We start from the raw sequence: 13,149 nt of genomic DNA, 5'->3' as shown, positions 1-13,149 counted from the left end.
CCATGCGCTGGCTTCGATCGCTCGACATTCCGGCCGAATGGCTGTGGCTTCAACATGTGACGATCATTGCGGTCGCGATCCTGATCGCGGTGCTGGTCCACAGCGTCGCGATGCGGATCGCGGGGCATGCCGCGCGGCGGACCGCCAGCCAGAGCGACGATCTGGTCCTCGAACATATCCGTCAGCCCTTGCGCTGGGTCGCGATCGCCATCGCGGTCAGCTTCGCGATGCGACTGGTCCCGATGTCCAGCGACGGGCGCGAGATATGGCGGCAGGCGCTGGGCTTTTGCGTGCCGGCACTTCTCGGCTGGCTGGCGGTGGCGGGGCTGCGCGCGCTTCAGGGCGTCGTCTACCTGCGCGCCGACATCAGCGTCGAGGATAATCTGCGCGCCCGGCGCAAGCGGACGCGGGCACAGATATTGGGGCGGATCGGCATCTTCCTGATCGTGTTCCTGACCGTCTGCCTGATGCTGCTCAGCGTACCCGGTATCCGCACCATCGGCGTCACGCTGATGGCCTCGGCGGGTATCGCGGGTCTGGTCGTCGGTGCCGCCGCGCAGCCCGCGCTCAAGAACCTGATCGCGGGCGTGCAGATGGCCTTTACCGAGCCCATCCGCCTCGACGACGTGGTCATCATCGACAATGAATGGGGGCGGATCGAACAGATTCACCTGACCTTCGTCGTCGTGCGCATCTGGGACGAGCGGCGGCTGGTCGTACCGGTCGCCAAGTTCCTGGAGAACAGCTTCCAGAACTGGACGCGCGAGACCAGTCAGCTGCTGGGGTCTGTCTTCTGGTATCTCGACCCGGCGGCGGACATTCCCCGGTTGCGCCAGAAGATGGGCGAACTGGTCGAGGCGAGCGCGCGCTGGGACCGGCGGTTCTTCAACATGCAGGTGACCGATGTGAAGCCCGACTCGATCGAGGTGCGCGGGCTGATGACCGCGCGCGATGCGGCGATCGCCTTCGACCTGCGCTGCGAGATACGCGAGGGGCTGCTGGAATATATCCGGCGCGAGATGCCCGAGGCACTGCCCAAACGGCGGTTGGAGCATCATTCGCAAATTCCTCCCCTGCAAGGGGAGGTGGCAGGGCGTCAGCCCTGACGGAGGGGTGTCCCGCTATCGATAGCGAGTGGCATGCCGGATTGCCCCCGGCAATCCTCAAACCCGCGGGCGGGTTTGACCTGCCACTCCCCTCCGACGCGGTACGCGCGCCACCTCCCCTTACAGGGGAGGAGTTTAAGAAGCCGCCGCCTCGATCGCCTTCGCTTCGTCCTGCGCCTGATCCCCGCGCAGCGCGGCGAGGAACAGTTCGCACCACCAGAACACGTCTTCGCGCCGGACATTGTCGATCAGGCTCTCCCAGCGCCGGATGCGTTCGTCGCGCGGCATGGTCAGCGCCTGGACGATGGCGTCGGACATTTCCTCGGCGCTATAGGGATTGATGAGGACCGCGTCCTTCAGCTGCTCGGCCGCGCCTGCGAAGCGCGACAGGATCAGCACGCCGGGATCGTCCGGGTCCTGCGCCGCGACATATTCCTTGGCGACCAGGTTCATCCCGTCGCGCAAGGGCGTCACCAGCCCGATCCGCGCCGCGCGATAGATGCCCGCCAGCACCGGCCGCGGAAACCCCTTGTTGACGTAGCGGATCGGCACCCAGTCGATATCGGCATATTCGCCGTTGATCCGCCCCGACAGCGCATCGAGATTGGCGCGGATCTCCTGATAGGTGTTCACCTTCTCACGGCTGGGCGGTGCGATCTGGAGCATATAGACCAGCGCGCGCCGTTCCGGGTTCTGCGCCAGGAAGCGTTCGTAACCCAGGAACCGCTCGGCCAGCCCCTTGGAATAGTCGAGCCGGTCGACCCCGACGATCAGGCTGCGGCCGGTCGCCGACATATACATGCGTTCGCGCGCGAAACGGGCGTCGTGGCCGCTGGCGGCTTCCTCAAACTCCTTGGTCTCGATGCCGATCGGCGCGCGGATCGCCTGGATGGTCTTGCCGTTCCACGTCACCGCGCCATTCTCGCCCAGCGTGCCGCCCAGCTCCTTGGTCACATAGTCGCGGAAGCTGTCCAGCCAGTCCTCGGTATGGAAACCCACCACGTCATAGGCGAAGAGCGATTCCACCAGCTTGCGATGGCTGGGTAGCGACATCAGCAGCCGCACCGGCGGCCAGGGGATGTGGAGGAAGAAGCCGATCCGGTTCTTGAACCCCCGCTTGCGCAGATCGCGGCCCAGCGGGATCAGGTGATAGTCATGGACCCAGACCAGATCGTCGGGCTCGATCAGCGGCTGCACCGTATCGGCGAAGCGCTCGTTGACGCGGGCATAGCCGGAGTCGAAGTCGCGCTCGAACTCGGTCAGGTCGATGCGATAGTGGAAGAGCGGCCACAGCGTCCGGTTGGCATAGCCGTTATAATATTCGTCGATATCCTGCTCTTCCAGGTCGATGGTCGCGGTGGTGACGCCGCCGCCCTGCTGGAAGTTGATATGGCCGCTGAACTCCTCGGTGGTCTCCCCCGACCAGCCGAACCAGATGCCACCCTGTTCGCGCAGCGCGGCGAGAAGTGCGACCGCCAGCCCGCCCTGATTTCCGCCCGGCCCGGTGGTGGGCGGCTGGACCCGGTTCGAGATGACGATCAGGCGACTCATCGCACGGCACTCCATGGTTTACTCAGCAGGACGGCGCAGTTGATCAGGCCGACCAGCGAATAGGTTTGCGGATAATTCCCCCACAGCTCGCCCGTATTCGGGTCGATATCCTCGGACAGAAGCCCGGCGGGGGTGCAGCGCGCCACCATCTCCTCGAACAGCGCGCGGGCGTCGGCATGACGGCCCGTCACATACAACGCTTCAATCAGCCAGAAGGTGCAAACGTTGAACGCGGTATGGGGCAGGCCGAAGTCATCCTCGGTCGCATAGCGCAACATATGGCTGCCCCGGCGCAGCCCCTTTTCGACCGCATCCAGCGTCGAGCGGAAGCGGGGATCGTCGGGCGAAAGAAAACGCAGGTCGAGCAGCTGGATGATGCTGGCGTCCAGATCGTCGCCGCCGAAGGTCGCCGACATGCGCTGCGTTTCGGGGCGCCATGCCGCCTGTTCGATCGTCTCGCGCATCAGGTCGGCGCGCTCCTGCCAAAAGGCACGCCGCTCCTCCAGCCCCAGCGCCTGCGCGGCATTGGCGAGGCGATCGCACGCCGCCCAGCACATGGCGGCGGAATAGGTGTGCACATGGCTCTTGGTGCGCAGCTCCCACAGCCCCGCATCGGGCTGGTCATATTTGGCCCAGGCGCGCTCGCCGACGCGTTCCAGCGAGTGGAAATCCTCGACCCCCGACATGCGGAACAGGCGGGTGTCGAAGAAGGCCTGCACGTCGGACAGCACGATCTGGCCGTACGCATCGTGCTGGATCTGCTCATAGGCCTGGTTGCCGACGCGCACCGGCCCCATGGCGCGGTAGCCGGGGAGCTTGGTCTCGATCCGCTCGACCAGCGTCGCCTCGCCGCCGACGCCGTAGAGCGGCTGGATATGCCCGCCCCGCGCAGCGTCGACGATGTTGCGGAGATATTCGAGATACCCCTCCAGCACGTCGAGCGCACCCAGCCGGTTGAGTGCCTGAACGGTGTAATAGGCGTCCCTGATCCAGCAGTAGCGATAGTCCCAGTTGCGCCCCGAATCGGCATGTTCGGGCAAAGAGGTGGTCAGCGCGGCGACGATCGCGCCGGTTTCCTCATGCTGGCACAGCTTCAGGGTGATCGCGGCGCGGATGACGACGGCCTGCCACTCGACCGGGGTCGCAAGCCCGCGCACCCAGTGATGCCATTCATGGGTGGTGCGCTCCAGCATGGCGCGGCTGGCCTCGCTCAGCACGCCCGCGAAGCTCTCGTCCGGGCCCAGGAACATATGGATCGGGCGTTCCAGCCGGAACCATTGCTCGGCGGCGATATGGCCGACCGGCGCGTCGGTGGTCAGGCGCAGCGTCTGCTGCGTCATCAGATAGCGGATATGGTTGGACCCCTGCGTCCGCTCGGTAGGCGTGCCCCAGTCGGTCGCGACGCGAAGCGCGATGCGGATGCGGGGGCTGCCGATCGGCCGCACGATCCGCACATAGCTGGTCGGGCGATAGACGCGGCCCTCGCGCGAGAAACGCGGGCAGAAATCGGTGATCTCGATGCCGTTGCCCCGGTCGTCCATATGGGTGGTGACCAGGATCGGGGTGTTGCGCAGATAACCTTGCGTGGTCGAGACCCGGTCTTCCAGCTCGATCGCCCAATAGCCCGTCTCCGGCTCGCCATCGCCTAGCAGCGCACAAAAGGCCGGGTCGCCATCGACGCGCGGCACGCAGCCCCAGACGAACCGCCCGGTCGAGTCGATCAGCGCGGAAACCTGGCAATTGCCGATCGGCCAGAGATTCAGATCCTGTTGCGTCATTCGGCATTCTCCAGCGCTTGGGCGAGCCATGAGTGGACGGCGGCGACATCGGGCAGGCGGTAGCGCGCGGCGGTTTCGCGCATCGGGCCGACCAGCACGCCGGCACCGCCGAGTGCGGCGGCGGCGGCGAAGCCGTCCTCGTCGGTCACGTCGTCGCCGAAGAAGATCGGGATGGTGCCGCGCATGGCGGGCCTTTCCATCAAGGTTTCGATCGCCTGGCCCTTGTCGCCGGGCAGGCGGATCTCGACCATCATCTTGCCGGGTTGCAGGGTCAGGCCATGGCGCTCGGCGATGGCGGCGGCTTCGCGCAAGGCGAGCGGTTCGGCCTGCGGATTGCGGCGATAATGCAGCCCCGCGCCGAAGCTCTTGGTTTCGAAATACAGATCGTTCGCCTCGGCCACCGCGCGCATCTCCTCGGTCGCGGTGGCAAGGTGGTCGGGCTTTTCGGGACGGCTATGGCCATCCTCGGGGCTGCGGCGCTCGGCACCGTGGCTGCCCGCCAGCGTGAAATGCTGCGCCTGCGGGCCGAACAGCGCATCGAGCTGCGCGATCGAGCGGCCGCTGACGATGGCGAGACGGCCGGGCATATGCGCAGCCAGCGCATCCAGCCGATCGGCGAGCGCGGTGCTGACATGCACCCCCTCGGGATTGTCGGCGAGGTCGACGAGGGTGCCGTCGAAGTCGAGGAACAGGCTGTCCTCGGTGGACAGGCGGGGCGGGGGCGGGGCGAGGTCGGCCAGCATGGACGAAAGCATAGCGGATGCGGACATGCCGAGTGAACCCATCCCCGCCGCTCGCGTTCCGCTGCGCATGCGAAATGATTACGTATGGTCGGACAGTGTATATCGCGCGCGGCTGGGCGCTCCCCCTCCCGCAGGCGGGAGGGGGATGGGGGGAGGGCTCTCTCCACGGGCGACATCGCTTGGGGCTTTCCCTCCCCCAACCCCTCCCGCCTGCGGGAGGGGAGTAAGAAGAGGACGCTGCGATGAGCGATCCGAAAACAAAAAAGGGCCGGCGATCGCTCGCCAGCCCCTTTATTCCGAACCATAAAAACCTGGCCTTAGTAGACCCGCTTCTTCGGCTTGATATACTCGATATCGTCGGTCAGCGTGTAGTCGTGGACCGGGCGATAGTCGATCGCGACACCGCCGCCCTGGCCGCCCCAGCCGTCGAAGGTCGCGACGGTGTGCTTCATCCAGTTGGCGTCGTCGCGCTCGGGGAAGTCCTCGTTCACATGCGCACCGCGGCTTTCCTTGCGGTTCAGCGCCGATTCCATCGTCACCACCGCCTGGCTGATGAGATTGTCCAGCTCCAGCGTCTCGACCAGATCGGTGTTCCAGATCAGCGAGCGATCCTTGATCCCGATGTCCTTCATCCGGTCATAGGTGGCGCGGATCATCTGACGACCTTCGGTCAGCAGCTCGTCGGTGCGGAACACGGCGCAGTGGCGCTGCATCGTCTTCTGCATCTCGCTGCGCACCTGCGCGGTGGTCGAGCCACCGGCGGCGTTGCGGAAGTGATCCAGACGGCCCAGCGCCAGCTCTTCCGAACCCTTGGGCAGCGGCGCATGCGGCGTGCCGGGCTTCAGCGTGTCCTTGATGCGCAGGCCGGTCGCACGGCCGAACACCACGAGGTCGATCAGCGAGTTGGAGCCCAGGCGGTTCGCGCCGTGCACCGACACGCAGGCCGCTTCGCCGACCGCGAACAGGCCGGGGACGACTGAATCCGGGTTGCCGTCCTTCAGGCGGACGACTTCGCCATGATAGTTCGTCGGAATGCCGCCCATATTATAGTGGACGGTCGGCGTGACGGGCAGCGGCTGGCGGGTCAGGTCGACACCGGCGAAGATCTTGCCGGTCTCGGTGATGCCGGGCAGGCGCTCGGCCAGCACCTTCGGGTCGATATGGTCGAGATGGAGGTAGATATGATCTCCCTCCTTGCCGACGCCGCGCCCTTCGCGGATTTCCATCGCCATCGAACGCGACACGACGTCGCGGCTGGCCAAGTCCTTGGCCGACGGCGCGTAACGCTCCATGAAGCGCTCGCCCTCGGAGTTGGTGAGGTAGCCGCCTTCGCCGCGTGCACCCTCGGTGATGAGGACGCCCGCGCCGTAGATGCCGGTCGGGTGGAACTGCACGAACTCCATGTCCTGGAGCGGGAGCCCTGCGCGCAGCACCATGCCGCCGCCGTCACCCGTGCAGGTGTGCGCCGAGGTGGCCGAGAAATAGCAGCGGCCATAGCCGCCGGTCGCCAGCACGACATTGTGCGCGCGGAAACGGTGGATCGACCCGTCTTCCATGCACAGCGCGATCACGCCGCGGCAATTGCCCTGATCGTCCATGATCAGGTCGAGCGCGAAATATTCGATGAAGAAGTCCGCGTCATATTTCAGCGACTGCTGGTACAGCGCGTGCAGCATGGCATGGCCGGTACGGTCGGCGGCCGCGCAAGTGCGCTGCGCAGGGGGGCCTTCGCCCATATTCTGCATCATGCCGCCGAACGGGCGCTGATAGATCTTGCCCTCTTCGGTGCGGCTGAACGGCACGCCAGCGTGCTCCAGCTCGTACACGGCGGCGGGCGCCTCGCGGCACAGATATTCGATCGCATCCTGGTCGCCCAGCCAGTCCGACCCCTTGACGGTGTCGTACATGTGCCAGGTCCAATGGTCCGGACCCATGTTGCCGAGCGACGCGGCGATGCCGCCTTGGGCGGCGACGGTGTGGCTGCGCGTCGGGAACACCTTGGTGATGCAGGCGGTCTTCAGACCCGCCTCGGCGATGCCCATGGTGGCGCGCAGGCCCGAGCCGCCCGCACCCACGACGACGGCGTCATAGGTATGGTCGATGATCTTGTAAGCGGCAGCGGACATTATGCAGCGGCTCCGAAGGCGATCTTGAGGATCGAGAAAATGGCGATGGCGGCGATCGTGAAGACGAACAGGTTCATGACGACGAGCAGCGCGACCCGGTTCTGGTCCTGCTCATAATCCTCGATCACGACCTGCAGCCCCAGGCGCATATGGTAGAAGATCGAGGCGACCAGCATCGCCATCGGGATGGCGGCCCAGGGATTGGCCAGCCACAGATGGACCGAGGCATAGTCGAAGGACGGCTGGCGCAGGATCGAGATCAGCAGCCAGACGACCAGCAGGAAGTTGGAGCCCGCCGTCAGGCGCTGGTTCAACCAGTGATGGGTGCCCGACTTGGCCGAGCCCAGGCCGCGCACGCGGCCGATCGCGGTTCCGGAACGCATCACTTGATCCCCAGATAGAGCCAGAAGGCGACCGTCATCACGACGGCGAAGACGATGGTGGCTTGCGCCTGACGCTTGTTCGACTTCAGCTCGAAGCCCGCGCCGACATCCATGAACAGGTGGCGGATGCCGTTGGCCATGTGCTGGAACAGGCAGGCGGTCAGGCCGATGCCGACGACATAGCCGATGATGTTCAGCCTGCCCGACTCGACGGTGAAGACGTCGCGGAACGTCGCATAGCTTTCCGGCCCCGCGGCGACGGCCGCCAGGAACCAGACGAGAAGCGCCGCACCCACGGTCGCCATGCCCGTGCCGGTGGCGCGGTGCAGGATGGAGACCAGCATGTTGGGACCCCATTTCCAGATCTGGAGATGCGGGGAGAGCGGGCGTGCGGTGTTGCGGGCGGCCAAGGGCAGATCCTCGAACAGTCTAAAGTCGGGCTGGTTTGCGGATACGCCTATGGTGAAGACGCCGACAGGATGCAAGTCGCGAGGCGAGATTGATTGCGGGCCGGGATGGCGGGCAGGGGAGGGGCGCAACGCGGCTAACCGCCCCTTAACGCTTTTCACGCAAGGTCGCATCGAACGATTCCAAGTGCCTGAAACGGGGAGCCTGCGTGCCCAAGTCCCAGCCCAATTCCCAGCCCAAGACCGATCTGCCCCCGCCCACGGTCATCACCGCCGCGATCGATCTCGACGCGCGGATCCGGGCCTTTGATGGGGGGGATGGCATGCTGATCCGGCAGGCCGCCGAGCTATGGCCGGTGATCGAGCCGCGCGCGCAGGAGGTCGTCGATGCCTATTGGGATTATTGGCGCGCCGCCAATCCCGGACAGCCCGACTGGACGCCGCTGGACGAGGAACGCCGCCGCGTCACGGGCAATGCCTATCTGCGCAACCGCTTCTGCCACCTGTCGGGGCGCGACTGGGTGGAGTCGCTGGGGCGTTCGGTGGCCTCGGCCTATGCCGCGGGCGTCATGCCGATGGACGCGCTGGCCATGTCCTGCGCCAGCGACCGGGCCGCGCTGAAGATCCTGATGGAGGAAATGTCCGCCGACGATCCGCGCCGGGCGGTGGCGGTCGACACGCTGCTCCGCCTGTTCGGCATGGAAACCGAACTGACCGTCGAGCTCTTCTCGGGTTACGAGAATTGGTGCGCCGATCGCGAGCGCGAGCGGCTGGCCGGGGATTTCCGCAACGGCATCGTCGCGGTGGTCGAAAACGCCTCGGTCGAGGGGCAGGATCTGCGTCGCCAGGCGCAGGACGCCTCGCTGTCGACGCGCGGGATGCTGGGCAAGTCGAGCGAGGTCGCCGCCGCCGCCGAGCAGTCGGCGGTCGCGATGCGCGAGGCGGCACAGACCGCCGCCGGCCTGATCCGCGCGATTGAGGATGCCCGGGCCGAGGTCGACCAGGCCGCCGATGTCGCCAACCGCGCCGCCGACCAGGCGGGCCAGGCGGTCGGTATGTCCGAGATGCTGTCGGATCACGCCAAGTCGATCGAATCGATCCTGGGTCTGATCCGCGACATTGCGGGCCAGACCAATCTCCTGGCGCTGAACGCCACGATCGAGGCCGCGCGCGCCGGGGATGCGGGCCGGGGCTTTGCGGTCGTTGCGCAGGAGGTCAAGAGCCTCGCCAGCCAGACCGCGCGCGCGACCGACGACATCGCCACCAAGATCGCGGCGATCCAGGCCGCGACCCGCTCCACGGTCGAGACCAACGCCTCGATCAAGGCGACGGTCACCGAATTGCAGGCTTCGGCGGAGCATATCCGCCACGCCATGGAGGCGCAGGCGCAGACCGTGACCGCGATCACCGCCGCCGTCGACGAGACCGCGCTGGCGGCCGATTCGATGTCGCACACCATCGCCGCGATCCGCGAGGATACCGAGAGCGTAGCGCAGGAGATCGACCGGGTCGGACGCGGCTTCGACCATCTCGACAGCCAGCTGGGCGACCTGAAGGCCAGCGCCAGCCAGTTCGTGGTGCGCGTCGCCGCCTGATCGACCCTGTTGACGTGCCCGCATGCGCCCGGCACGGGCACGGCATGACGACGATCCTGGTAACCGGAAGCAGCCGAGGCATCGGCGCGGCCATCGCATCGACCCTGGGCGCCATGCCCGAAACGCGCGTGCTGGGGCATGGCACGCGCAGCGGCATCGCCGTGGATCTGTCCGAGGAGGGCGCGCCCGCCCGCCTCTGGGCTGCGGCGCTGGAACAGGCGGGTGGGGCGATCGACGTGCTGGTCAACAATGCCGGCATCTTCGAGGCCAGCCCGCTCGACGCCGACGACTGGTCGGACAGCTGGGCGCGGACGATGCAGGTCAACCTGACCGCCTCGGCCGAACTCTGCCGTCTGGCGGTGTTGCACTGGCAGGCGCGGGGGCAGGGCGGCCGGATCGTCAACATTGCCAGCCGCGCCGCCTATCGCGGCGACTCGCCCGCCCATTGGCATTATGCCGCGTCCAAGGGCGGCATGGTCGCGATGACCAAGACGATCGCGCGGGGCTATGCCGCGCAAGGCATCCTGGCCTTTGCCGTCTGCCCCGGCTTCACCATGACCGGCATGGCCGACGACTATCTGGCCAGCCGGGGCGGGGACAAGCTGCTCGCCGACATCCCGCTCGGCCGCGTCGCCTCGCCCGAGGAGGTCGCCGCGACCGTCCGTTTCCTGTGCACCGATGCGCCGCCTTCGATGACCGGCGCGGTCCTCGACATCAATGGAGCAAGCTATGTCCGCTGACAGCTGGAAGCTGACCCTGCCCTGCACCCGTGACGAGGCGGAGGCGATCGACGCGGCCGACGACCTGGCGATCGAGGCGGTCATCATGACCACCGAGGAGGTGGAGGACGACCGCGAGCATTGGCGGCTCGACGCCTATTTCGAGGCGGAACCCGATGCCGCCACCATCGCCGCGATCCGTGCGCTGGTGCCGAGCGCTGGCGACCACCCCGCCACGGTCGAGCATGTGCCCGCGCAGGACTGGGTGACGATCAGCCAGGCGGGGCTGGCGCCGCTGGCGGTCGGGCGGTTCTTCGTCCACACCGGCGACGAGGCGGTGCCCGAGGGGCTGCGCGGTTTCCACATCCCGGCGGGCCGCGCCTTCGGCACCGGGCATCATGAGACGACCAGCGGTTGCCTGGCCATGCTCGACGCCATGGCGGGCGAACGGGTGGCGAACGCCATCGACGTGGGCACCGGCACCGGGCTGCTCGCCTTCGCCGCGCGGCACCTCTGGCCCGAGGCGAAGGTCGTGGCGACCGATATCGATCCGATCGCGATCGACGTGACCGCCGAGAATGCCGCGATCAACGGCGTTGACGGGGTGGAGTTGATCGTAGCCGACGGGGCGCTGGCCGATCCGATCATGGCGGGGGCGCCCTATGACCTGGTCGTCGCCAATATCCTGGCCGGGCCGCTGATCTCGATGGCGCCGGAACTGGCCGCCATCGCCGGGCCCGAAGCGACGTTGGTGCTCGCCGGGTTGCTGGAGACGCAGCGAGCGGACGTGGTTGCGGCCTATGAAGCGTGCGGCTGCGCGCTGGAGACGGTCGACCGGCGCGGCGACTGGAGCGTGTTGCGGCTGCGCGCAGGGGCTGAACGGTTCGTGCCGAGCGGGCCGTTCGACCCCAAGGGACGCGACGGCTGGGCACTGGATATCTGATCGGTAAGCACTTCTTGACTCCCCTCCCGCAAGCGGGAGGGGTTGGGGTAGGGTAGGGCCACAGGCTACGGTCTCTGTGAGACTCCAACCCTCCCCCGACCCCCTCCCGCCTGCGGGAGGGGGAGCGCATGCGGCGATTCCCTATTCACCACCTCCCCCTTACGAAAACGTAAGCCAGAGCATTTGCCATCCCCCCGGCCTCTCGGGCATAAGCCCGTGCAAAGAACCCAAGGAGAGGTCATGGCATCGACGATGGTCGAACTGGAACGCCGCCGCGCGGCCGCGCGGGCCGGTGGTGGCGAGAAGCGCGTCGCCGCGCAGCACGCCAAGGGCAAGCTGACCGCGCGCGAGCGGCTCGACGTGCTGCTGGACGAGGGCAGCTTCGAGGAACTCGACATGTTCGTCGAGCATAATTGCACCGATTTCGGCATGACCGAACAGATCGTCCCCGGCGACGGCGTGGTGACGGGTTCGGGCACGATCAACGGGCGGCTGGTCTTCGTCTTCAGCCAGGACTTCACCGTCTTCGGCGGATCGCTGTCCGAACGTCATGCCCAGAAGATCTGCAAGATCATGGACATGGCGATGAAGGTCGGCGCGCCCGTCATCGGCCTGAACGATAGCGGCGGCGCGCGCATCCAGGAGGGCGTGGCGTCGCTGGGCGGCTATGCCGAGGTGTTCCAGCGCAATGTGCTGGCCAGCGGCGTGGTGCCTCAGCTTTCGCTCATCATGGGGCCGTGCGCGGGCGGCGCGGTATATTCGCCCGCCATGACCGACTTTATCTTCATGGTGAAGGATTCGAGCTATATGTTCGTCACCGGCCCCGATGTGGTGAAGACGGTGACCAACGAAGTGGTGACCCAGGAAGCGCTGGGCGGTGCGGTGACGCACACCACCAAGACCGGCGTCGCCGACGTCGCGTTCGAGGACGATATCGAGGCGCTGCTGGCGGCGCGCGACTTTATCGACTTCCTGCCCGCCAACAATCGCGAGGGCGTGCCCGAACGGCCCACCGCCGACGCCTGGGACCGCATCGAGGAAAGCCTCGACACGCTGATCCCGGCCAACGCCAACCAGCCCTACGACATGCATGAGCTGATCGCCAAGGTCGTGGACGAAGGCGATTTCTTCGAGGTCCAGCCCGCGCACGGCGCCAACATCATCACCGGCTTCGGCCGGATCGAGGGGCGCACGGTCGGCTTCGTCGCCAACCAGCCGATGGTGCTGGCGGGCGTGCTCGACATCAATGCCAGCCGCAAGGCGGCGCGCTTCGTGCGCTTCTGCGATGCGTTCGAGATTCCGATAGTGACCTTTGTCGACGTGCCCGGCTTCCTGCCCGGTACGAGCCAAGAGCATAACGGCATCATCAAGCATGGCGCGAAGCTGCTCTTCGCCTATGCCGAGGCGACGGTCCCGAAGATCACCGTCATCACGCGGAAAGCCTATGGCGGGGCCTATGACGTGATGGCGTCCAAGCACTTACGCGGCGACCTCAACTATGCCTGGCCCACCGCCGAGATCGCGGTGATGGGGGCCAAGGGCGCGGTCGAGATCATCTTCCGGGGCAGGACGCCGGAGGAAATCGCCGAGCGCACCGCCGAATATGAGGCGCGCTTCGCCAATCCGTTCGTCGCGGCGTCCAAGGGCTTTGTCGACGAGGTGATCCAGCCGCATTCGACCCGCCGCCGCATCGCGCTGGGCCTGCGCAAGCTGCGCAACAAGGACCTGGCCAACCCGTGGAAGAAGCATGACAACCTGCCGCTCTGAGATGGTCGCGAGTGGGGGAGCCCTCCCCCAT

General features: G+C 66.7%; 11 protein-coding genes. 5 read left to right on the top strand and 6 right to left on the bottom strand.

Features of this window, described 5'->3' with window-relative positions; all coding sequences use genetic code 11:
• The first annotated feature begins 2 nt into the window (after nucleotides 1-2).
• Nucleotides 3-1,106, top strand: coding sequence for a mechanosensitive ion channel domain-containing protein (locus tag QE363_RS17720; RefSeq protein ID WP_309697398.1), 1,104 nt, complete (start codon nucleotides 3-5; stop codon nucleotides 1,104-1,106).
• Nucleotides 1,107-1,241: 135 nt separating this feature from the next.
• On the opposite strand, the gene QE363_RS17715 is transcribed toward QE363_RS17720, so the two are convergent.
• The 6 genes from QE363_RS17715 to sdhC all read right to left on the bottom strand — a co-directional run bounded on the left by QE363_RS17715 (nucleotide 1,242) and on the right by sdhC (nucleotide 8,097).
• Nucleotides 1,242-2,657 (bottom strand): trehalose-6-phosphate synthase, encoded by a 1,416-nt coding sequence (locus QE363_RS17715; protein ID WP_309697395.1) that lies wholly within the window; start codon nucleotides 2,655-2,657, stop codon nucleotides 1,242-1,244.
• On the bottom strand, nucleotides 2,654-4,435 hold the full coding sequence (locus QE363_RS17710; protein WP_307100809.1) for a glycoside hydrolase family 15 protein: 1,782 nt from the start codon (nucleotides 4,433-4,435) through the stop codon (nucleotides 2,654-2,656). Before QE363_RS17710 ends, QE363_RS17715 begins: the two co-directional genes overlap by 4 nt.
• Nucleotides 4,432-5,205, bottom strand: a complete 774-nt coding sequence (gene otsB / locus QE363_RS17705; RefSeq protein ID WP_309697393.1) for a trehalose-phosphatase — start codon at nucleotides 5,203-5,205, stop codon at nucleotides 4,432-4,434. The genes QE363_RS17710 and otsB overlap by 4 nt, the downstream gene beginning before the upstream one ends.
• Before the next feature lie 290 nt (nucleotides 5,206-5,495).
• On the bottom strand, nucleotides 5,496-7,304 hold the full coding sequence (gene sdhA / locus QE363_RS17700) for a succinate dehydrogenase flavoprotein subunit (protein ID WP_309697391.1): 1,809 nt from the start codon (nucleotides 7,302-7,304) through the stop codon (nucleotides 5,496-5,498).
• Nucleotides 7,304-7,687 (bottom strand): succinate dehydrogenase, hydrophobic membrane anchor protein, encoded by a 384-nt coding sequence (gene sdhD, locus QE363_RS17695; RefSeq protein ID WP_306998429.1) that lies wholly within the window; start codon nucleotides 7,685-7,687, stop codon nucleotides 7,304-7,306. The genes sdhA and sdhD overlap by 1 nt, the downstream gene beginning before the upstream one ends.
• Nucleotides 7,687-8,097, bottom strand: coding sequence for a succinate dehydrogenase, cytochrome b556 subunit (gene sdhC, locus QE363_RS17690; protein ID WP_307100800.1), 411 nt, complete (start codon nucleotides 8,095-8,097; stop codon nucleotides 7,687-7,689). Before sdhC ends, sdhD begins: the two co-directional genes overlap by 1 nt.
• A gap of 245 nt (nucleotides 8,098-8,342) precedes the next feature.
• Here sdhC and QE363_RS17685 point away from each other — a divergent pair, with 245 nt between their 5' ends.
• The 4 genes from QE363_RS17685 to QE363_RS17670 all read left to right on the top strand — a co-directional run bounded on the left by QE363_RS17685 (nucleotide 8,343) and on the right by QE363_RS17670 (nucleotide 13,118).
• Nucleotides 8,343-9,689, top strand: coding sequence for a methyl-accepting chemotaxis protein (locus QE363_RS17685; RefSeq protein WP_307104635.1), 1,347 nt, complete (start codon nucleotides 8,343-8,345; stop codon nucleotides 9,687-9,689).
• A gap of 44 nt (nucleotides 9,690-9,733) precedes the next feature.
• A complete protein-coding gene (locus QE363_RS17680; protein WP_309697385.1) occupies nucleotides 9,734-10,429 on the top strand; it encodes an SDR family oxidoreductase in 696 nt (231 codons plus the stop codon).
• Nucleotides 10,419-11,351, top strand: a complete 933-nt coding sequence (locus QE363_RS17675; protein ID WP_309697383.1) for a 50S ribosomal protein L11 methyltransferase — start codon at nucleotides 10,419-10,421, stop codon at nucleotides 11,349-11,351. Before QE363_RS17680 ends, QE363_RS17675 begins: the two co-directional genes overlap by 11 nt.
• 240 nt (nucleotides 11,352-11,591) lie before the next feature.
• On the top strand, nucleotides 11,592-13,118 hold the full coding sequence (locus QE363_RS17670; RefSeq protein WP_309697380.1) for an acyl-CoA carboxylase subunit beta: 1,527 nt from the start codon (nucleotides 11,592-11,594) through the stop codon (nucleotides 13,116-13,118).
• Nucleotides 13,119-13,149 lie beyond the last annotated feature (31 nt).

The sequence above is a fragment of the Sphingomonas sp. SORGH_AS_0870 genome (assembly GCF_031453175.1).
Lineage (GTDB): Bacteria > Pseudomonadota > Alphaproteobacteria > Sphingomonadales > Sphingomonadaceae > Sphingomonas.
The sequence above is the reverse complement of the archived record's forward strand: the minus strand, read 5'-3'. Positions and strand labels throughout refer to the sequence as shown.

Excerpts from the sequence above, each read along its gene's own strand:
- sdhA (WP_309697391.1), bottom strand. The coding sequence starts at position 7,304 with ATGTCCGCTGCCGCTTACAAGATCATCGACCATACCTATGACGCCGTC.
- QE363_RS17715 (WP_309697395.1), bottom strand. The coding sequence starts at position 2,657 with ATGAGTCGCCTGATCGTCATCTCGAACCGGGTCCAGCCGCCCACCACC.
- QE363_RS17720 (WP_309697398.1), top strand. The coding sequence starts at position 3 with ATGCGCTGGCTTCGATCGCTCGACATTCCGGCCGAATGGCTGTGGCTT.
- QE363_RS17710 (WP_307100809.1), bottom strand. The coding sequence starts at position 4,435 with ATGACGCAACAGGATCTGAATCTCTGGCCGATCGGCAATTGCCAGGTT.
- QE363_RS17670 (WP_309697380.1), top strand. The coding sequence starts at position 11,592 with ATGGCATCGACGATGGTCGAACTGGAACGCCGCCGCGCGGCCGCGCGG.
- QE363_RS17680 (WP_309697385.1), top strand. The coding sequence starts at position 9,734 with ATGACGACGATCCTGGTAACCGGAAGCAGCCGAGGCATCGGCGCGGCC.
- QE363_RS17675 (WP_309697383.1), top strand. The coding sequence starts at position 10,419 with ATGTCCGCTGACAGCTGGAAGCTGACCCTGCCCTGCACCCGTGACGAG.
- otsB (WP_309697393.1), bottom strand. The coding sequence starts at position 5,205 with ATGTCCGCATCCGCTATGCTTTCGTCCATGCTGGCCGACCTCGCCCCG.
- sdhD (WP_306998429.1), bottom strand. The coding sequence starts at position 7,687 with ATGCGTTCCGGAACCGCGATCGGCCGCGTGCGCGGCCTGGGCTCGGCC.